The 19447-nt window shown below is 61.2% G+C and carries 16 protein-coding genes; 8 read left to right on the top strand and 8 right to left on the bottom strand.

Annotated elements, in window-relative coordinates:
- Positions 1-7: 7 nt before the first annotated feature.
- From PYR71_RS06095 to PYR71_RS06085, 3 genes are all read right to left on the bottom strand, one after another.
- Entirely contained in the window at positions 8-919 is a 912-nt protein-coding gene (locus tag PYR71_RS06095) for a carbohydrate ABC transporter permease (protein WP_064686393.1), read from the bottom strand.
- Positions 919-2037, bottom strand: coding sequence for a carbohydrate ABC transporter permease (locus PYR71_RS06090; protein WP_275618622.1), 1119 nt, complete (start codon positions 2035-2037; stop codon positions 919-921). Before PYR71_RS06090 ends, PYR71_RS06095 begins: the two co-directional genes overlap by 1 nt.
- A 72-nt stretch (positions 2038-2109) precedes the next feature.
- Positions 2110-3750: an extracellular solute-binding protein gene (locus tag PYR71_RS06085; RefSeq protein ID WP_275618621.1), complete on the bottom strand. Its 1641-nt coding sequence runs from the start codon at positions 3748-3750 to the stop codon at positions 2110-2112.
- 332 nt (positions 3751-4082) lie between these two features.
- On the opposite strand from PYR71_RS06085, the gene PYR71_RS06080 reads away from it, so the two are divergent.
- Together PYR71_RS06080 and PYR71_RS06075 are read left to right on the top strand one after the other, a co-directional pair.
- A complete protein-coding gene (locus PYR71_RS06080) occupies positions 4083-5150 on the top strand; it encodes an ABC transporter ATP-binding protein (protein WP_183918371.1) in 1068 nt (355 codons plus the stop codon).
- A 351-nt stretch (positions 5151-5501) separates the two neighbouring features.
- A complete protein-coding gene (locus PYR71_RS06075; RefSeq protein WP_275618620.1) occupies positions 5502-5828 on the top strand; it encodes a hypothetical protein in 327 nt (108 codons plus the stop codon).
- Between the two features lie 544 nt (positions 5829-6372).
- Here PYR71_RS06075 and PYR71_RS06070 read toward each other — a convergent pair.
- Together PYR71_RS06070 and PYR71_RS06065 are read right to left on the bottom strand one after the other, a co-directional pair.
- On the bottom strand, positions 6373-6957 hold the full coding sequence (locus PYR71_RS06070) for a cysteine hydrolase family protein (protein ID WP_275618619.1): 585 nt from the start codon (positions 6955-6957) through the stop codon (positions 6373-6375).
- 139 nt (positions 6958-7096) lie between these two features.
- The gene (locus PYR71_RS06065) at positions 7097-9469 is read right to left on the bottom strand and encodes a putative bifunctional diguanylate cyclase/phosphodiesterase (protein ID WP_275618618.1); all 2373 of its coding nucleotides are present in this window, start codon (positions 9467-9469) and stop codon (positions 7097-7099) included.
- Between the two features lie 124 nt (positions 9470-9593).
- Between PYR71_RS06065 and PYR71_RS06060 the strand changes: the two genes are divergently transcribed.
- Positions 9594-10397, top strand: a complete 804-nt coding sequence (locus tag PYR71_RS06060; RefSeq protein WP_275618617.1) for an ABC transporter substrate-binding protein — start codon at positions 9594-9596, stop codon at positions 10395-10397.
- A 109-nt stretch (positions 10398-10506) separates the two neighbouring features.
- Here the strand turns inward: PYR71_RS06060 and fdhA are convergent, their stop codons facing one another.
- Positions 10507-11697, bottom strand: coding sequence for a formaldehyde dehydrogenase, glutathione-independent (gene fdhA / locus PYR71_RS06055; protein ID WP_004674667.1), 1191 nt, complete (start codon positions 11695-11697; stop codon positions 10507-10509).
- A gap of 614 nt (positions 11698-12311) precedes the next feature.
- Here fdhA and PYR71_RS06050 point away from each other — a divergent pair.
- Positions 12312-12746 (top strand): hypothetical protein, encoded by a 435-nt coding sequence (locus tag PYR71_RS06050; protein WP_183918379.1) that lies wholly within the window; start codon positions 12312-12314, stop codon positions 12744-12746.
- A 165-nt stretch (positions 12747-12911) separates the two neighbouring features.
- Here the strand turns inward: PYR71_RS06050 and PYR71_RS06045 are convergent, their stop codons facing one another.
- Positions 12912-13817, bottom strand: coding sequence for a DMT family transporter (locus PYR71_RS06045; RefSeq protein WP_183918381.1), 906 nt, complete (start codon positions 13815-13817; stop codon positions 12912-12914).
- 111 nt (positions 13818-13928) lie between these two features.
- Here PYR71_RS06045 and PYR71_RS06040 point away from each other — a divergent pair, with 111 nt between their 5' ends.
- On the top strand, positions 13929-14801 hold the full coding sequence (locus tag PYR71_RS06040; RefSeq protein ID WP_275618616.1) for a LysR substrate-binding domain-containing protein: 873 nt from the start codon (positions 13929-13931) through the stop codon (positions 14799-14801).
- Here PYR71_RS06040 and PYR71_RS06035 read toward each other — a convergent pair.
- Positions 14779-15768 carry a GlxA family transcriptional regulator gene (locus tag PYR71_RS06035; RefSeq protein ID WP_275618615.1) on the bottom strand — a complete coding sequence of 330 codons (990 nt, stop codon included), beginning with the start codon at positions 15766-15768 and terminating at the stop codon, positions 14779-14781. The genes PYR71_RS06040 and PYR71_RS06035 overlap by 23 nt on opposite strands.
- Positions 15769-15872: 104 nt before the next feature.
- On the opposite strand from PYR71_RS06035, the gene bcoG reads away from it, so the two are divergent.
- The 3 genes from bcoG to PYR71_RS06020 are packed head-to-tail and all read left to right on the top strand — an operon-like array spanning position 15873 to position 19443.
- Positions 15873-16775: a 3-dehydrocarnitine:acetyl-CoA trimethylamine transferase BcoG gene (gene bcoG, locus PYR71_RS06030; RefSeq protein ID WP_275618614.1), complete on the top strand. Its 903-nt coding sequence runs from the start codon at positions 15873-15875 to the stop codon at positions 16773-16775.
- Positions 16776-16782: 7 nt separating this feature from the next.
- The gene (locus tag PYR71_RS06025) at positions 16783-18273 is read left to right on the top strand and encodes a carnitine 3-dehydrogenase (protein WP_275618613.1); all 1491 of its coding nucleotides are present in this window, start codon (positions 16783-16785) and stop codon (positions 18271-18273) included.
- Between the two features lie 9 nt (positions 18274-18282).
- Entirely contained in the window at positions 18283-19443 is a 1161-nt protein-coding gene (locus PYR71_RS06020) for an acyl-CoA dehydrogenase family protein (RefSeq protein WP_275618612.1), read from the top strand.
- Positions 19444-19447 lie beyond the last annotated feature (4 nt).

The following is a 19447-nucleotide window of genomic DNA, read 5'->3' as shown; positions in this document are numbered from 1 at the left end:
CCCGCAGCTATTTTACGGCGCCCGCGGTCATCCCGGCGATGATATGCTTTTCCAGCACGACGCCGACGACGACCAGCGGCAGGATGCCGGCGGTGGATAGCGCAGCCATCGACCACCAGTTGATGCCCTGGCTTCCTGTCTGGCTAGCGATCATCACCGGCAACGTGTTGGTGTTGGTGGAGGTCAGCAGCGCGGCGAAGAAATATTCATTCCAGCACAGGATCAGCGCCAGGAGGAACGCGGCCACCATGCCCGGCAGAACCAGTGGCACGATGATCCGGGCAAACGCGCCCCAGACCGACAGACCATCGACCAGGGCTGCCTCCTCGAGCTCTACAGGTATGGTGGCGAACTGGTCGCGCATGATCCAGACGACGATCGGCAGGACCATCAGCGTATAGACGGCGATCATGCCGGCATAGGTGTCGAGCAGCGCCAGTTCCTTGTAGAGAACCAGGAACGGCAGCGCTAGGACGACCGGCGGCATGATGAGCTGCGACAGGAAGAAAAAGGAGATGTCGGAATTGCGCATATGGCCGAACTTGTAGGAAAAGCGGCTGAGCCCATAAGCGGCCAGCGATCCGAGCACGACCGCAAGAGCGGATGCCGTGACCGAGATGATGACGCTGTTCCAGAGCCGGCGCATGAATTCGTCGCGCACCGTGGATATCTGCGAGATCGTATCGGGGGAGAGCCCGAGCGAGCGCCAGCCGAGCCAGCTGGGGGTAAAATTGAACCAAGGGATCAGATTGCCGCGCATGACATCCGCCGCCGTCTTGAACGAGGTTGAAACCGTCCAGAACAGCGGGAAGATGCAGACACATGCCCAGACGACGAGCAGGCCGTAGACGGCAAAACGCATCGCCCACCACCGAATGCGCTGGCCCCGCCCGTATTTTTCGAAATCGATGCGAACCATCAGAGCCTTCCTGTCATCCGCTTCACGATACGGTCGGAAATCTTCATCAGCCCTGTCATGCCAACAACGATGATCACAAGATACACGAGCGCGAGCAGCGTCCCGTAACCGACATTCGAACGGTCGCGGTATTCGCGATAGATGAAACTGGTAACGGAATCGGTCGCGCCGCCCGGGCCGCCCGATGTCACCGTGATGATGATGTCGGCGAGCTTGAGCTTGAAGATGATGCGGATCATCACCGCCGTGACCGACACCGGCAGCATCAGCGGGAAAATGACCTGCCAGAAGCGTTGCCATTTGGTGGCGCCATCGACTTCGGCCGCCTCCAGCACCTCCCGTGACAGGGCCTGCAATCCGGCAAGAAGCATGATCATCATGAAGGGAATGAAGGTCCAGGCATCCATGATCATGATCGAAAGCCGGGCCGTCAGCGGATCGCCGAAGAAGGACGGATTTTCCCAGCCGAGCCAACGGGCCATGCGCGCGATCGGGCCGAAACGCGTCTCCAGCATCGATTTGCCGACCATCCAGCTCACCGCGACCGGCGACAGCATCAAGGGGACGAGGAAGGTGACCCGCCAGAATTTCCGGGCAATGATTTCCTGGTTGAGGAGCAGCGCCAGGCCGAATGCGATCGCATATTCCACAACGATCGCCAGGGAATAAAGGATCATGTTGAGCAAGGCGTTGGCGTAGAACGGGTCGGCGATCATCCGTCGCACATTGTCGAGCCCGTTGAAGCGCCGCCCGGCAGAAGAGGCGAGGTTCCAATCGGAAAAGCCGATCCAGAGCGCAAAGAGCAGTGGAAACACCACCATCGACACGACGAAAAGCGCGGCCGGCAGAACAAACAGCGCCTTCTTGCCGGCCTCGCCGTAGATGACGACGCGCGTGACGCAAAGAACCGCGGCCCAAAGGAAATATGCATAGAGGACGGGTCGCCAGTTGGTAAAGCCCCATTCGGTCCAACCCAGCTCATGGACCCCCTGCAAGACAAAGGATGCAATGAACCATGCGGCGCTCAGCCACAGAGCCGCGCGGCCCCAGAAACGGCGGCTCGCGGAAATGGAGCCGGCTTCGACCGTGTGCAGCAGGTCGCCTTCGACTGTCGACATGATATTCCTCGCCCGGATAGAAAAGGCGCCGGCGGAATCGCTTTCGATCCGCCGGCGCGTTTGGTCTGTGGATCAGAGCCCGAGGCTCGCCCGATAGAGTTTCAGCTGGCCGTCGCGGCCGATCTGGTCGGTGATCTTTTCCCAGGCCGCGGCAATTGCATCCGCGGTCTCCTGCGCCGACTTGTACTGTCCGGCAAAGCCCTTCGCCAATTCGTCCTCGGCGACGGAATAATATTGAAAGATGCCCGGAATGCGCGGTTCGATCGCAGCGTTCGGATGGTTATAGCTGTCGGCGTTCGAACCGAGATAGTCCTCGATATAGGCGCGGTCGTAACCTGCCTTTTCCCATTCGTCGTAATTGAAGTTCGACTGACGGTAGGGCTGGAAGCCGGAGGGATAGGCCGACGTCCACAGCGACAGATCCTTGCCGCCGAGATGGGCGGCGGCAGACCAGGCCGCCTTGCGCTTCTTCTCGTCGCTGGAGACCCGCTTGGTGACGTAGATGCCCCAGCCGAGATAGGCCATGTTGGGCGCTTCGTTATACTTGTCTTCCCATTGACCGGTCTTGCGGTTGTAGACCCGGTTGGAGCCGCGGTTGATGCCGAAGCCGACGACGTCGCCGACGACCGAGGTGTCCGAGGTGCGCGCGCCAGAGCCGACGTCGCCCCACCACATCAGCATTGCACCGGTGCCGGCCAGGAACTGCGAAAAGGCCGTGGTGCCGGGGTCGGCATTGATCTGATCGGCTGGATAGGCCTTGGCTGCGATCAGATCCAGCACGTCCTGGATCGCCTGAACCCATGCCGGGTTATTGACCAGCGGCTTCATATTGTCAGGATCGAACAGCCAGGCCGGGTCGCCGGGATACTTGGCATAGGCGGTCGCACGGTTTTCGATGAAATAGAAGCCGAAACCACCCCAGCCCTTCAGCGGATCGAGATAGCCGTAGGCCGGCTGGCCGGTCAGCGGATCGGTTTTGCCGATCAGCGCCTTGGACGCCGCGTTGACCTCCTGCCAGGTCTTCGGCGGCTCGGCCATGCCGCTGATCGAGCCTTCGCCGAAGTAATCCTTGCGATAGGCGAAGGTGTGGCAGTCGCCGTCGATCGTCACGCGATAGGTCTTGCCGTCCCAGGTGCCGACCGGGGGTTTCAGGTAGCTCACCAGGTCGTCGGCTTCGATCTGCTTTGCAGCCCAGTCGGGCATCTCGTCCAGAAGCCCCCGTCCGGCTGTGTCGCCTTCGAAGGGGGCGCCCATTTCGAGAATGTCGAAATCAACCGTGCCGGTCGCAATCGACTGCTGAAGGCGGGCATTGTAGTCGGCTTGCGCAAGGTCGATCCAGTTGATCTTGGCGCCGGTATAAGCTTCCCAGGGCTTCAGGAAGCCGCGGAACAGGAAGTTGTGCAGATTCTGGTTATTGAGCCCCATGAAGGTCAGCTCGACACCGGCCAACTCGCCCTGCTTGACGTTGGCCTTGGTTGGGCCGAGGCAGAGTTCGCCGACCTTCTGCCAGTCCGCATCCGTCGGCGAGCCCTTGCCGACCCCCGGTATCTGCAGGATCTGGGCGCGCAGATCATCGGCAGCGAACGCCTTGCCCGGAATTCCGCCGACTGCGCCGGACAGGCCGAGCAGTGCTGCTGCACTCGCCGTTCCGCGCAAAACGTCGCGGCGGCTTGCCTGACGGCGCATCAGTGCATCGTATATTTCGACTTTCATGTCTTCCTCCTCCACGCTTCGTTGGGCTGCCGCCAGCCGGTCTTGCCGAACTGGTTCCGGTCCGATTTTTGGGACTGGTCTCGTGCAGAACTATCTGGTAAACAAGAAAATGAAACGTTTCATAATTCTTGCTTGAAACCGCTCCTCTCGGTCTCACCATCGAGCATTAGACGGCAAGCGGCAAAAGTCAATAAGAAATGAAACGTTTCATGGAGGAGGTCTCACGGTCTCTCGGGCAACGATTGCCTCGAGCGCGATGCCGTGGATATTGTCAAGCGACGCATATCCCTTGGGACCACCCCTGGGGTGGCCGGAAAGCGATTGGGAGGCATATGGCTGAGGTCAATATTTCGGAGGCGCGCAAGGCCTATGGCGCCTTAAATATTCTGCACGGCGTTGATATCGAAATTCGCGACGGTGAGTTTGTGGTGCTGGTCGGCCCGTCCGGCTGCGGCAAGTCGACCTTGCTGCGCATGGTCGCCGGGCTCGAAAGCATCACCGGCGGCACCATCTCGATCGGCGGAAAGGTCGTCAACAATCTGCCGCCGAAGGACCGCGACATTGCGATGGTCTTCCAGAGCTACGCGCTTTATCCGCACAAGACGGTTGCCGAAAACATGGTCTTTGCGCTGCGCCTGCAGAAGCAGCCGGCCGACGTCATCAAGCAACGACTGCAGGCGGCGGCCGAAACCCTCGACCTTGTGCCCTATCTTGACCGCTATCCGCGCCAGCTTTCCGGCGGCCAGCGGCAGCGCGTTGCGATGGGACGCGCCATCGTCAGGTCGCCGCAGGTCTTTCTGTTCGACGAGCCGCTGTCGAACCTCGATGCCAAGCTGCGCGTGCAGATGCGTAAGGAGATCAAGGAGCTCCACCAACGGCTGAAAACCACGACGATCTATGTCACCCATGACCAGGTCGAAGCGATGACCATGGCCGACAAGATCGTGGTCATGCAGGGCGGCAAGATCGAGCAGACCGGAACACCCCTGGAACTCTACGATCGTCCGCGCAATACGTTCGTCGCGACCTTCATCGGCTCGCCGTCGATGAATCTGCTGAAAGGCCGCTACAAGGCCGAAGGTGCGGTGTTCGTCACCGGGACCGGCGACGAGATTTCGCTCGGTTTCACGCCGGAGGCATCCGATGGACAGGCCGTGCTGCTCGGCGTGCGGCCCGAACATCTGTCCCTTAGCCCGGGCGGCCTGGAAACGACCGTCAACGTCACCGAACCCACCGGCCATGAGACGATGGTCTTCCTGCGCTACGGCTCCGGCGAACTTGTCGCGGTGCTGTCCGAACGTCACGATTTCGAGCCCGGACAGGTCGTGACGATAGCCGCCCGGCCGGGCAAGCTTCATCTGTTTGATGCGGAATCCGGCAAGACGCTGCGGCGGGATTGAATTTTGGCGTCCTGCCGGTCTGAAGGCCTGGCGATAAAATAGCACATGGCCTCCGCGGTCTCGACAATGCGATCCGGGAGGCGGCAGTTCCGAAGCCGTTTCGTGAACATCGCACCCGAAGCCTCAATGCGACAGCAGGACAGGCAGCACTCGCGATGATCCGGCTTCGATGAATGTCGATGCGTCCTAGAGCTCTTCCCGGTTCGTGGGCCGAACAGCCGAGGCTTGCTTGACCTTCGTCAAAGCGAGACCGACTTACACCTTGCAAGCTGCTCTTCACATAAGAGTGGCCGTGGACTTGCGATATGGAATTTCAGCGAGCGGAGGTCTATCATCGGTTTGGAGGCAAAGATGCTTTCGACACAGCGAGATCTAAAGCGGGGCGGTGAGCGTTTTCCCATTCCTTCGCAAGGCGAAGTCGAAGGCAGGCTTTTGATGTTCGAAGTGGTTGCCGTCACCTGCCTGCAGGAGCTTCTCGCAAAAACGGATCCGCATCTCGTTTTCAGGCTTCGCCGAAAGCTCATTCGCAATCTGAAGGAGAAGTGCGCGCCGTTGAGACTATGTGCAGACGACGAAAAGGCCGCAAAGGAGTTCGCCCTCCAGCTGTTCAGCGCCGCTATGGAGGGGGCCGAAGCCGAGGTGCGAACCGGTAGCCAATATTCGCAGAAGAACCGCTAGAAGCAACTGGCCCATCTCATCCTGCCCTACGATCAAGAGCGCCGCCTGTGGGTGGATTCCAGGAAGGATGGATTGAAATAGGCGGTTATCACGACATATCGAACGGAAGGCTCCTCGGAGGCTAGAGGACTGGCGGTTGCGGGATCCGCGCGTGATGACATCAATCATGATCTTCTTGCGAAAACAGTTCTTGCGAAGATCGCGGGAAGCTTGACCTATGTGGTTGGGCTGGGCGCCACACGCTCGCCGGCGTTGCCCGCTTGTTGGTGACCTAAACCCTTGTCGGCGCCCGACGGGCGCCGTGCTTATGGTGGTACGAGCTCCCATCCGTCAGACGGGTGACGGCAAATCGCGGCTGCGCGCCCTCGTCATGCGACAACGTCGGCTGCATGAATTCCGATACCCCCATCGCACGCGACGTCGCCGCGATCGTATTTCGCGCAGGCAGTTCGGCTGAACAGGCCGATATTGTCTTGAAGCCAGCTTTCGTCGCGACGACGCATATCCATTAAATTCGCCAAGGGCTTCTGCTCGAAAGAGCTTCTCAGCCGAGGCCGCTCAAGAACTCTTGCGTCTCCATGAGTTCCAGCTGGACGGAAAATCGATCGTGCAGCAGTTCCAGCGACGCGTCATAAGTGTCGTCGGCGCTGCTGCAGACGGCGTCCTTCAGCACGATGACGCGATAGGCAAGATCGATGGCGCCAAGCGTCGTGGCGAGCACGCAGACATCCGTTTCCCCGCCGGTGATCACAAGGGTGTCGACCCGCTCCGACTGAAGAATCGCATGGAGGCGGCCGTCGATCCAGGGCGAATAGGTGCGTTTGTCGAAGTATCGCGCCGGCGGAACGAGCGAGGGCAGCGAGGAAGCCAGATCGATGAGCTCGGGCGGGAGGTGCTCGCCCGTCATCATCCACCATTTCTGGTAATAGTCGCGCCATTTTCCCGGCATCGCATCCGGATGCTGGGGCGGCACGAATCGGGTAAAAATCGTCCGGGACGGATGCCGACCGGCTAGCTCCTCGATCTGTGGAGAGATCCGAACCATCCAGGGCACGTGCCATGGGGTGTCTTCGGCAAACATGCGCTGCATGTCGACGCAAAGGTGCCGCCATTCGCCGATCCCGCCCATCAGATCCCCCTTTCATCTTCGGGTGTCAACCGCTGCCCGGAACGAAAGTTCCCGAGTGCTGGAAGATCAAAGGCTCTCAAGCATGTCGTGCAAAACGGGGCAGCGGTTTTGCGTAAGAAGGATCTGAGACGCGCTTTAGTTAGGCAATGGCTCCCGAAGTGATCGCCCGTGAGCCGGCGCCGCTGTCCGATTTGGCGAAGCCGTCGAGTTCGCGGAGAGGAACCGGTTTGGAGAAGAAATAGCCTTGGAGATCGGTGCAGCCGAGTGCGGTCAGAAAGTCGCGTTGATATTCGGTTTCAACCCCTTCTGCCGTCGTCGAGATGCCGAGATTGCGGCTGAGGGTGACGATCGCGCCGATGATGGCTGCTCCGTTGGCTTTTGCACCGAGCTGCGAGACGAAGGAACGATCGATCTTGATGCGGTCGATGTCGAAACGCACCAGATGGCTGAGACATGAGAAGCCGGTCCCGAAATCATCGAGGGAAATTTGAATGCCCCGGCTGCGCAGTGATTTCAGTACCGTATAGACATCCGAATTATCCTCGATGAGCGAGGACTCGGTGAGCTCGAGCTCGAGGCGGGATGGCGGCAGACCGGTCTCTTCGAGCACGGCGAAGACTTCCTCGGCGAAATTTGGTCTTCTCAGCTGGGCCGGCGACACGTTGACCGCCACGAAGATTTCTTCAGGCCATGTGCAGGCGGCCCTGCAGGATTCGCGCAAGACCCAGAACCCGAGGGCGTCGATGAGGCCGCCCTCTTCGGCTGCGGGGATGAAGGTCGCAGGGGTCAGCAGTCCGCGCTGACTGTGACGCCAGCGCACGAGAGCCTCCGCACCGGAAGCCGAATATCCGCCCTCGGCGCGATGCACCGTCTGGTAATAGACCTCAAGCGATCCGAAATCCGGCTTGCTGCCGTCCGGGCCGGGTTGGGGATTGCCAGCGGAGGGAGCCGTGCCTTTGGCCAGAACTTCGCGCAATTCGTTCTTGAGAATGTCGCGAGCATTTCTGCCGCCGTCCATGGACGGGGAATAGACGCGCCACTGGCCTCTCCCGCCCATCTTTGCCTCGTAAAGTGCGACGTCGGCATACCGCATGACGTCATCGGCATTTCGCCCGGCATCCGGCACGATGGTGACACCGATCGAGCCGCCGACGCGGGCGACCGCTTCGCCCCTCAAAAGCGGGAAGGGCCTGCCAAGTGCGGCAACGATCGCGTCGCATATAGACAGCAGGATTTGATCGTCATCCTTGATGTCCCGCAGAAGCAGGGCAAATTCGTCGCCTCCGAGCCGGGCGAGCGTATCATCAGGACGAAGGACCGAACGGATCCGCTCGGCGGCCATCCTGATGAGTTCATCACCGGCGGCATGGCCGAACGTGTCGTTCACCGCTTTGAAGCGGTCGAGGTCGAGAAGTGCTACGGCCGAGCGCTCGGTCGAATGCCGCATATGGGTCAGGCACTCCTCGAACCGTATGGCGAACAGGGCGCGGTTGGGAAGATCGGTCAGCACGTCATGCAAGGCAAGCTGCCTTGCATGCAGCTCGCTTCTCTTCAATTCGCCGAGACTGCTCCGCAGCCGCACAAGCAGCACCGAAAACAGCACGGCGATCACCAGGGCGGCAATCGAAAGCGCCGGCATCAATCGGCCGATCACCCGCGAACCTGGAAGATCGGGTCGCCATACGATGAAGCCGATCGGTTCACCATTTGCCGTCGCGTCGATTTGGAACGCGACCTCATTTTCGTCGGCATCGGCCGTGCGGGCAAAGCGCGCGCCGTTGAGGCCCTGCTGCCGGCTCAACTCGTCGAGGGCCGCGCCATCGAGAAACCGCACGACGATCAGGAATTGCCGCTTCGGCTGCGGCTGTCCATCGGGAGCTTCGTTGATGGCGACGATGCCGACGATCGTCGGCCGGCCTTCCAACCGCATCAGATTGGCCAGCGCATGGTTGGGGCGAACCGCGCTCGCCCGACGGCTTTCCAGCGAGGATGGCGTTCGGTCGCTGAAAGTCGGACTGTGGCGTGCCGTAAGACGGCTATCCCTGAGGAGCGGCAAAAACAGAGGCTTCATCCAGCGATAGCGTTTTTCAGTTTTCGCGTCGGTCAGCATGCTCAGCTGAGCCTTCTCGTCGACGACAAAAGCCTGATCATATCCGAAGGCGGACATTGCGGTTTCGCTGATTGCGCTGCCGGCCGCCCCGGTCAGAACCGCATCGAGGCCGGACGAAACACCTGCCGAACGGGACGCGGGATAAACGCGGGCGAGATAGCCGTTGCCGAACTGACCGATGACATGGGCGACCTGATCGACCTGTTCGCGCAGGCGCGCATTCACCAGCTGACGCTGGCGATCAAGGGCCGCAGCGTCGCTTTCGGCTCCAGCCCAGAGCGCCGATAGCACGACGAGTCCAATCGCTCCGAGCCCGCTGATGGCGATCAGAAAGAGAATTCTTCCCGAGGCGATCCAGGACTTCTGAAACGTGTTGGAGCTGGATGGAACGACGATGTGCAAGTCTGGACCCCTGGACCCCTCGATACGGGCGCATTCGTCAACGCTAACAAATAAGCGTTCACGTAGAATTAAAGGCTGCGGCGCACTATAGGGCGAGATCGATCACGCCCAGGGGGTTCCGGCGATGTTGCTGATATCCATTCACACTTTATTGCGCGGCGCGCTGATGGTAGGCGGGGTGAGTGTCGTTTTGGCGTTTTCGCCGCTGCCGGTGGCCGCGCAAGAGCGAATGCCGATGAGAATTGCCGTCGAAGGTGCGTTTCCGCCCTTCAACTATCTCGATGCGAATAACAAACTTCAGGGTTTCGACATCGACATTGCCAATGCCCTCTGCGAGACCGGCAAGTTCGAATGCCAATTCATCATCGAGAAGTGGGACGACATGATCCCCGATCTCATTGCCGAAAAATACGACGCGATCATTTCATCCATGTCGATGAGCCTGGAGCGGCGCCAGAAGGTCGCCTTTACCGAGAAATACTACAACAGCCCATCAGTGTTCATTGCGCGGAAGGATTCGCCGATCACTGACGTCAGTCCCGCCGCCCTCAATGGCAAAAAACTCGGGGTGACCTCGTCAACGGCGCAGGAATCTTATGCCAACCATTTCTATCCCGACATGAAAAAGACGGTATTCCGGTCGTCGCCGGAATTGTACAAAGGCCTGTCGGATGGGCGCGTCGACATTATCCTGGAGGATAAGCTCGCCATTTACGACTGGATCGCCAATACGAAGGCGGGAACCTGCTGCGCGTTCAAAGGGCCGGATCTGGTCGACGTTACTTTTTTTGGCGAAGGTGCCGGGATTGCGGTGCGTCTGGACGACAAGGAGCGCCTTGCACGCCTGAACGAGGCGTTGAAGACGATTAAGGAAGACGGGACTTATGACATGATCAACGCCAAGTATTTCCCGTTCAGCATCCAGTAGCCGGCAAAGGATTTTCGTGTGACTGCTGCGAGATGGCCGGTTCGTCCGGCCATCTCCGTTTTGAGCAAAAGCGCGCTGCGGCACACTCTTGCACGATATGCTTTTATCGTCAGGCAGCTTTCGCGACCTCTCCATGCGGGTCGAGAACAAATTTTGTCGCCGCGCCGTGGTCGAAGCTCTCATATCCCTGGACGGCTTCGTCGAGCGGGATGACCTTGGCGTTGACGATGTCGGCAATCGGCAAGCGGTCGTGGAGGATCGCCTGCATGAGCTGGCGATTATATTTGAGCACCGGCGTCTGGCCGGTGTGGAAGGATTGCGCCTTGGCCCAGCCGAGGCCGAAGCGAAGCGAGAGATTGCCGTGTTTGGCGGCGTTGTCGACGGCGCCCGGATCCTCGGTGACGTAGAGGCCGGGAATGCCGATCGAGCCTGCGGCGCGGGTGATTTCCATCATCTGGTTGAGTACGATCGCCGGCTGTTCGCCGCCCGAATGGCCGCGCGCCTCGAAGCCGACGGCGTCGATGGCGCTGTCCACCTCGTTGCTGCCGACGACCTCAGCGATCATGTCGCCGAGACGATCGCTCTTGGAGAGGTCGATCGGTTCGAAACCGACCTTGGCCGCATGCGCCAGGCGGTCCTTGTTGAAATCACCGATCATGACGACGGCGGCGCCGAGGATACGAGCCGAAGCCGCAGCCGCAAGACCGACGGGGCCGGCGCCGGCGATGTAGACGGTCGAGCCGACGCCGACGCCGGCGCGCACTGCGCCATGAAAGCCGGTCGGCAGAATATCGGAGAGCATGGTGAGATCGCGGATCTTCGCCATTGCCTTGTCGCGATCCGGGATTTTCAGCAGGTTGAAATCGGCATAGGGAATCGTGACATAGCGTGCCTGGCCGCCGATCCAGCCGCCCATGTCGACATAGCCGTAAGCACCACCGGCGCGGGCCGGGTTTACGGTCAGGCAGACGCCAGTGTCCTGGGATTTACAGCAGCGGCAACGGCCGCAAGCGACATTGAAGGGTACCGAGACGATATCGCCGATGTCGAGCATCTCGACGTCGATCCCTTTCTCGATGATCTCGCCGGTGATTTCGTGACCGAGGACCAAACCCGGCATCGCCGTCGTGCGGCCGCGGACCATGTGCTGGTCGGAGCCGCAGATGTTGGTCGAGATCACTTTCAGAATGACGCCGTGTTCGATGCGGCGGCCGTCGGGCGCTTCCAGCTTCGGGTCGTCGATGTCGCGAACTTCGACCTTGCCCGGCCTCAGATAGACGACGCCTCTATTCTTGCTCATGGATTCCTCCCATTTGTTGAGTGCCTCGATCTGCAGCCGATGCAGCCGATGGCAATGCCTTCCTCCGGCCTGCCTCCTCTGCAGTCCGGTATTCACACGCCGCATCGGGCGATGTTCGAATTTCGCAGATAGGCGGGGACAGACTGGATTGAGGAGAGAGTGAATACGATAGGGCTGGCCTGTCGTGCCGCTCTCGTCATCGCCCGCCGCAATCCGTAGATCTGCTGCGAAAAGAGCTCATTTAGGGCTACAGAACCTCCTTTCGATCCATCTGGATATCTTTCCGGATAATTATCCGGTCGTTCCCGAGGATTTCAGTCCTTTACCACCGTGGCGGCGCGCCGGCGGCTGCCTGCCATACTTCATGTCGCTCGCTTGCGCGGCAGCGCCGTGAACGTGACAAGAAAAACATGCCTGACGAAAAACAGAGCCCGAAAAAACGACACGGGTGCCCCTCAAGACGACAATCGGCAAAGTCGTCATCTCTTCCGGCAATCAGATCTGTTCGGCCAGCGGCAGACGCCGTTTCCAATCGTGATTGGACATCGGCTGCGTCCTGAGCCACGCTGTTTTTGGGAGCGGACCGTCTATTTTTCCGAGGATAGGAGGCCGGAATGGAACAGTATGCACTGGAGCAGCTGAAAACAGTTGCGAAGATCAGCACGAGCATAAAGCCCCTTGAACTGACACGGCGCGAACGCATTGAACGCTGGGCCGAATGTCTCGAACGCAGCCCCAGACCGTTTTTGAAGACGCTTCACGAGACAGAGTATCAGCCGATCGCAGATCGGCTTGCCCTGCGGGGTGACGACACCCCGATCTCCGTTGCGTTCGCTGATGCCATTCTGCGGGCGGCCGGAATGGAAAATGACAGCTATGGAGAAGCCAAACGGTTCTTCGAACTCAGCGACGAACAGTTGCACGAGCTTGTCTGCTTCTGTCATTTTGGTGAAAGCGTCAGCGCCTCAGCAGTCGCTCGCCGCGTGCGAAGGATCGCAGATCCCAGACCAAGCGGGTTTTTCGCTCAGCTTCGCGCGTTCTTTCGCTAGAAAGGCCCTGACGCTGTAAGACTGGGGTTCGCGGCCTGTCACTGCAGCCGGCAGGTCACGCGCCTCGGCAAGCGCGAACAGGACCCGCGCAAACGGTTGCCCGGTGGGGCGGAGGATAGGCTTCGCGCTTTTCCCGGCAAACCGCTACGCGCTTTGCTGGTTGCCCTAGCCAGCGTAAGACCGCCGGCCTCGGTTGAAGTCGATCGCGGTATGCCAGAACACGGCGCCGAGGATGATCGCGCCGCCGAAATAAGTGGCGACGGGCGGCTGTTCTGAAAACAGCAGCCAGACCCAGAAGGGCGTCAGCACGATTTCCATAGTGCCGATCAGTGCCGCCTCGGCCGGCGGCATCCGCTTTGCCCCGGCGAGGAAGAGCACCAGGGCGAGGGAAAAATTGGTGGCGCCGAAGGCGGCAAGGACGATCCAGTTGTGCAGGTCGAGCGAGCCGACCGAGCCGAAAGGCGCGAAGATGACGAGGGTCAGGAAGGCGCTGACGACGGTCGGCGGCAGGCTCGGCACGCCGGGATCGATGCGCGGAATGATGATAACGAGCGCGAAGGACGCGGTCATGCCGAGCGCCAGCAGATCGCCCCAGCCGGTGCCGCCGCCGATAGACGAGGCGACGATGACGCCGACGCCGAAGAGGGACACGGCGCCGGCGATCAGCGTCCGCCTGGCAACTCTCTCTCCGAGGATAAGCCAGCCGAACAGAGCCGCAATGAAGGGCGTGGTCGCATAGATCATCGTCACATTGGCGACGGTGGTCATGTAGAGCGCCCCGATGAAGCATCCCTGACTGAACGTCTGGCATGCGATCATCGCAAGACCGGACGGATGGAAGACGGAACGCCATTGCCGCCGCGAGATGCCCCCTTCGAGGAAAAGGCAGGGGATCAACAGGAACAGGCCTCCGAACAGCGACCGCCACGCGATCGCCGTCCATACGTCGGTGGTGAGGAGTCGCGAGTAAACGCCGCTCGCGCTCCAGGCGAGTGTCGCGGCAACGATGAGAAGCACACCCTTCTCGTGCTCGCTGCCTGCGAGGTGTCTAGCCGAATTTTCAATGGTCACGCAGAGATTCTCAAAGAAGGAAATCGAACGCCGCTCATTTCTGCGCCACGAATTGACATTAGACAAACGAATAGTAGTGATAGCTGTCATCGATCTTTTCTATGGCTGCCAATGCAAGAGCCGATTGAAAGTGACCTTCTCAGAACCTTCCTTGTTGTCGCCGAGACGTCGAACTTTTCGGCGGCCGCCCAGCGCATCGGGCGGACGCAATCTGCGGTCAGCACCCAAATCAAGAGGCTCGAAGCCGCGATCGGCGAAAACCTCTTTGAGCGCGGCGCCCGCGGCGTGCTGCTGACGCGCCAGGGCATCCAGCTCGTGCCCTATGCCCGCAGGGTCATCGATCTCCTGAACGAGGCAGCCGCGACGATCCGCAGCAAGCCGCTCGACGGGCCGGTGCGCATCGGTATTCCCGAGGAATACAGCCAGACGGTGCTGCCGGCAGCGCTTGCGGCTTTCGCGGTTCGCCATCCGGCAGTCGAAGTTACCGTCTCCTGCGATTATACGGTCCGCAACCTCGCCGCCCTGGAACGGGACGAACTCGATCTTGCCGTCGTCTTTGACTGGAGCGACCAGAACAAGGGCGAGGTTCTTTGCGTCGATCCAACCGTCTGGGTCACGTCGATGGTACATCGGCTGCACGACATCGATCCCCTGCCGGTTGCGACCTACCGCAACTCGACCTGGTCACGCGATTTTGCGTTGCGCTCGCTGGAGCAGATCGGCCGCAGCTACCGGATCGCCTTCATCGCCGATACCGGTTCGGGGCTGAAGAATGCCGTGATTGCCGGCCTCGCCGTCACGACGCTTTCCCGCAGCAGCATTCCGCCCGGCTGTCGCGAACTGACCGCCGATGATGGCTTTCCGCCGGTCGATTCCTCGAAGGTCGTACTGCGCCGCAATAGTTTTCGCTCCAGTGAGGCGGTGCGGGAACTGGCCGACATGCTGCGCGACGCATTCCAGCCTATGACGGTGCCGATGGTATGATGCGGCGGCGCAGGCGGCGCCGCGTCTCCGACGGGCTCTCTGAAAAACTCGCCCGGTAGCTTCTCGCAAAGGCGGAGGCCGAATTGAAGCCGGTCGCGGCCGCGATGTCGGCGAAGGAGGCCGTCGTCTCGATCACCTTGCGGCGCGCTGTGTTCAGGCGCAGCGCGAGATAATGTACATGCGGCGGCGCGCCGATGCTCTGCTGGAAGAGATCCTGCAGATGCCGGGCGCTGACCCCGACCCTGCGGGCAAGCCGCGCAAGAATCAGGGGCTGCTCGATATGCTCCTCCATCAGATGCACCGCCTGCGTCACGCGCGAATCGTGCGCGCGCAGCCCCGCCGAAGCGGCAGAAAGCATTTCGTCGGCATGGAAGGAAGGTTGTTCATAGCGGAACAGCCGGCTGACTTCGAGCGCCAGCGAATAACCCTGCCGCTGCCGGATCACCTCCAGCATTAGGTCCACGGTCGGCAGCGAACCTGATGTCGTCAGCCGCTTGCCGTCGATGACGAAACGATCCTTGACGGCCCTGACCTCGGGATAGGCCAGGGCGAAATCCTCGTAGTCTTCCCAGTGGACGGTCGCCGGCAGTCCGTCGAGCAGGCTTGCTTCGGCGAGCAGCCACGTGCCGGACTCAATGCCAGCAATGATGGTGCGGTAGCGGGCTGCCTGCGAGAGCTGCATCTTCAGCGCCGGCGTGGCGCTGCGGCGCCAGTTGTAACTGGCCAGCACGAACAGCGGGGTCTCCTCGGTCGTCGCCCGGAAAGTGCCCTCAGCCGGGATGGCGATATGGCTGGTGGTCGGGACCGGCGTTCCGTCCGGCGTCAAGAGCCGCCAGCGATAGAGTTCGCTGCCAGCGATGCGGTTGGCACCGCGCAGCGGCTCGATGACCGACGCGATCAGGATCAGGTTCGTCTCCGGCAGGACGAGAAGATCGATATCGAGCCGTTCCGTCGATCGCTGCAGCAAGGTCGCCTCCCATTGTTCCGAAAATGTATCAGCGACTTCCGAGAATGCAAAGCATCTCCGTCGATCCTGCCGCGTAATGCCTGATAAGACGGGAGAACAAAAACATGCCTCTAGCGATGAACCGCGATGTCTTCATCACCTGCGCCGTCACGGGCGCCGGCGATACGGTTTCCAAATCCAGCCATGTTCCCATCACTCCCAAGCAGATCGCGGATTCCGCGATCGACGCCGCCAAGGCTGGGGCGGCCGTTGTTCACTGCCATGTCCGCGATCCGGAAACGGGGGCCGCCAGCCGCCGCAACGATCTCTACAGGGAAGTCACCGAGCGCATCCGCTCGGCCGATATCGACGTTGTCCTCAATCTCACGGCCGGCATGGGCGGGGACCTGATCTTCGGGGATGTCGAAAGCCCCCTACCCCTCAATCAGAAAGGCACTGACATGGCGGGCGCCAGCGAGCGGGTCAGCCATGTCGCCGAATGCCTGCCGGAGATCTGCACGCTCGACTGCGGTACGATGAACTTCAACCTCGGCGACTATGTGATGACCAACACGCCAGCCATGCTGCGGGCGATGGCGAAGAAGATGACGGATCTCGGCGTGCGGCCTGAGATCGAGGCTTTCGACACCGGCCATCTCTGGTTCGCCAAGCAGCTTGCCGAGGAAGGCCTGATCGAAGACCCGGTGCTGATCCAGCTCTGCATGGGCATTCCATGGGGCGCGCCCGACGATCTCAACACCTTCATGGCGATGGTCAATAACGTGCCTCCGAGCTGGACCTTCTCGGCCTTTTCGATCGGCCGCAATGCCATGGCCTACCCGGCGGCAGCGGTTCTTGCCGGCGGCAACGTTCGCGTCGGCCTCGAAGACAATCTCTTCGTCGGCAAGGGCCAGCTCGCCACCAATGCGCAGCTCGTCGAAAAGGCGGTGCAGGTGATCGAAGGCATGGGCGCGCGGATCATCGGACCGGAAGATGTGCGCAAGAAGTTGAAGCTGACGAAGCGCTGAGGATATCATGACCAAGATCAGCAAAGCGGCCTGTATCGGCGGCGGCGTTATCGGCGGCGGCTGGATCGCCCGCTTTCTGCTCGCCGGCATCGACGTCGACGTGTTCGACCCGCATCCGGAGGCGAGCCGTATCGTTGGCGAAGTGATCGCAAATGCCGAAAAAGCCTATGCCATGCTGACTGGTGCGCCACTGCCGCCGCGCGGCAGGCTCCGCTTCTGCCAGACGCTGGTGGAAGCCGTCACTGACGCCGACTGGATCCAGGAAAGCGTGCCCGAAAGGCTTGACCTCAAGCGTGGCGTGTTGACCGAGATCGATGCGGCTGCGCGCCCGGACGCCCTGATCGGTTCTTCCACTTCGGGCCTGCTGCCGACCGATCTGCAGCGCGACATGAGGCATCCCGAACGCCTCTTTGTCGCTCACCCCTATAATCCGGTCTATCTGCTGCCGCTCGTCGAAATCGTCGGCGGCGAGAAGACCTCGGCAGCGACCATCCGGGCGACGATGGAAAGACTGCCGCCGATCGGCATGAAGGGCGTCCACATCGCCAAGGAGATCGAGGCCTTCGTCGGTGACCGGCTGCTCGAAGCGCTCTGGCGCGAGGCGCTCTGGCTTATCCACGACGATATCTGCACCGTCGAGACGCTCGACGACGTCATCCGCTATTCCTTCGGCTTGCGCTGGGCGCAGATGGGCCTGTTCCAGACCTACCGCATCGCCGGCGGCGAGGCCGGCATGCGTCACTTCCTCGCCCAGTTCGGCCCCTGCCTCGCCTGGCCCTGGACCAAGCTCACCGATGTCGTCGATCTCGACGAAGCGCTGATCGAAAAGATCGGCCGGCAATCCGACGAGCAGGCGGCGGGCCTTTCGATCCGCGAACTCGAACGCATCCGCGACGAAAATCTCGTCGGCATTCTGCAGGCGCTTAAGGGCGGCGACGGCGGCAAGGGCTGGGGCGCCGGCAAGCTGCTCAAGGACTTCGAGCGGACGCTCTGGGCAGAAGGCGGAGGCGAGGCCATGCCAGCCGATCCTTCGAGGCCGCTGCGGCTTGTCGAAACCAAGGTGAGCCCCGCCTGGGTCGACTATAACGGCCATATGACCGAGCACCGCTATCTTCAGGTCTTCGGCGATACGTCCGATGCGCTGCTGCGTCTCGTTGGCGTCGACCTTGCCTATGTCGAGGCGGGGCACAGCTATTATACGGTGGAAAGCCACATCCGCCATCTCGGCGAGGCGAAGCTCGGGCAGGCGATCCATTCGGCCTGCCAGATCCTGAGCGCCGACGAGAAACGGCTGCATGTCTTCCACACCCTGCACGACACGGCGACGGGCGAGCTCATCGCAACTGCCGAGCAGATGCTGCTGCATGTCGACAGCAAGGCGGGCAAGGCGGTAGCGGCGCCGGCCGCGGTGCTCGACAGGGTGAAGGCGATTGCCGCGTCCCATGCGGAGCTGGCGCTGCCCGAGGGCGCCGGCCGTCACGTCGGCCAGAGGCGGTAGGAGGACGATATGGATTTTGCTCTCAGCCAGGAACAGGAGATGATCGTCGAGACGGTCCGCGCCTTCGTCGAGACCGAAATCTATCCGCATGAGAACGAGATCGAGCGGACCGGGATGGTCCCGCCGGAGCTTGGCCGCGAGATCCAGCGCAAATGCATCGAGCTCGGCTTTTACGCCTGCAATTTTCCCGAGGAGGTCGGCGGTGCCGGCCTCGATCACGTCACCTTCACGCTGGTCGAGCGGGAGCTCGGGCGCGGCTCGCTGGGCCTGACGGTCTTCTTCGGACGGCCTTCCGGCATCCTGATGGCCTGCGAGGGCGAGCAGCGCGAGCGCTATTTACTACCGGCGGTGCGCGGCGAGAAGATCGATGCGCTTGCCATCACCGAGCCGGATGCCGGTTCCGATATGCGCGGCATGAAGTGCACTGCTCGCCGCGACGGCGGTGATTTCGTGCTTAACGGCACGAAACATTTCATCTCGCATGCCGATGTCGCCGATTTCGTCATCGTCTTTGCCGCCACCGGCGAGGAGGAAACGCCGAAAGGCATCAAGAAGAAAATCACCGCCTTCCTCGTCGATCGTGGCACGCCAGGGTTCGAAATCCGCAAGGGCTACGATTCCGTTTCGCATCGCGGCTACCACAACTGCACGCTCAGCTTCGAAGATTGCCGCATACCTCAGGCTCAGGTGCTCGGCGAGGCTCACCGTGGCTTCGATATCGCCAATCAGTGGCTTTACGGCACGCGACTGACGGTTGCTGCCACCTGCGTCGGCCGAGCCCGGCGCGTCTTCGAGATGGCTCTGCCCTATGCCGCCGAACGTAAGCAGTTCGGCCGTCCGATCGGGGCTAATCAAGGGGTGTCGTTCAAGCTCGCCGACATGATCACCGAGATCGACGCGGCCGACTGGCTGACGCTTGCGGCCGCCTGGCGGCTCGACGCCGGTCTTGCCGCTGACCGCCAGATCGCTTCAGCCAAGCTCTACGGCTCCGAGATGCTCGGCCGCGTGACGGACGAGGCTATCCAGATCTTTGGCGGCATGGGCCTGATGGATGACCTACCGATTGCCCGCTTCTGGCGCGATGCCCGCGTCGAGCGCATCTGGGACGGCACCTCCGAGATCCAGCGGCATATCATCAGCCGCGACCTGCTTCGGCCCCTGGGAGCGTGAGCCG

It is taken from the genome of Rhizobium mulingense (assembly GCF_029194105.1).
Taxonomy (GTDB): domain Bacteria; phylum Pseudomonadota; class Alphaproteobacteria; order Rhizobiales; family Rhizobiaceae; genus Rhizobium; species Rhizobium mulingense.
Note: the sequence above shows the minus strand (reverse complement) of the source record. Positions and strands in the feature narration are given on the sequence as shown.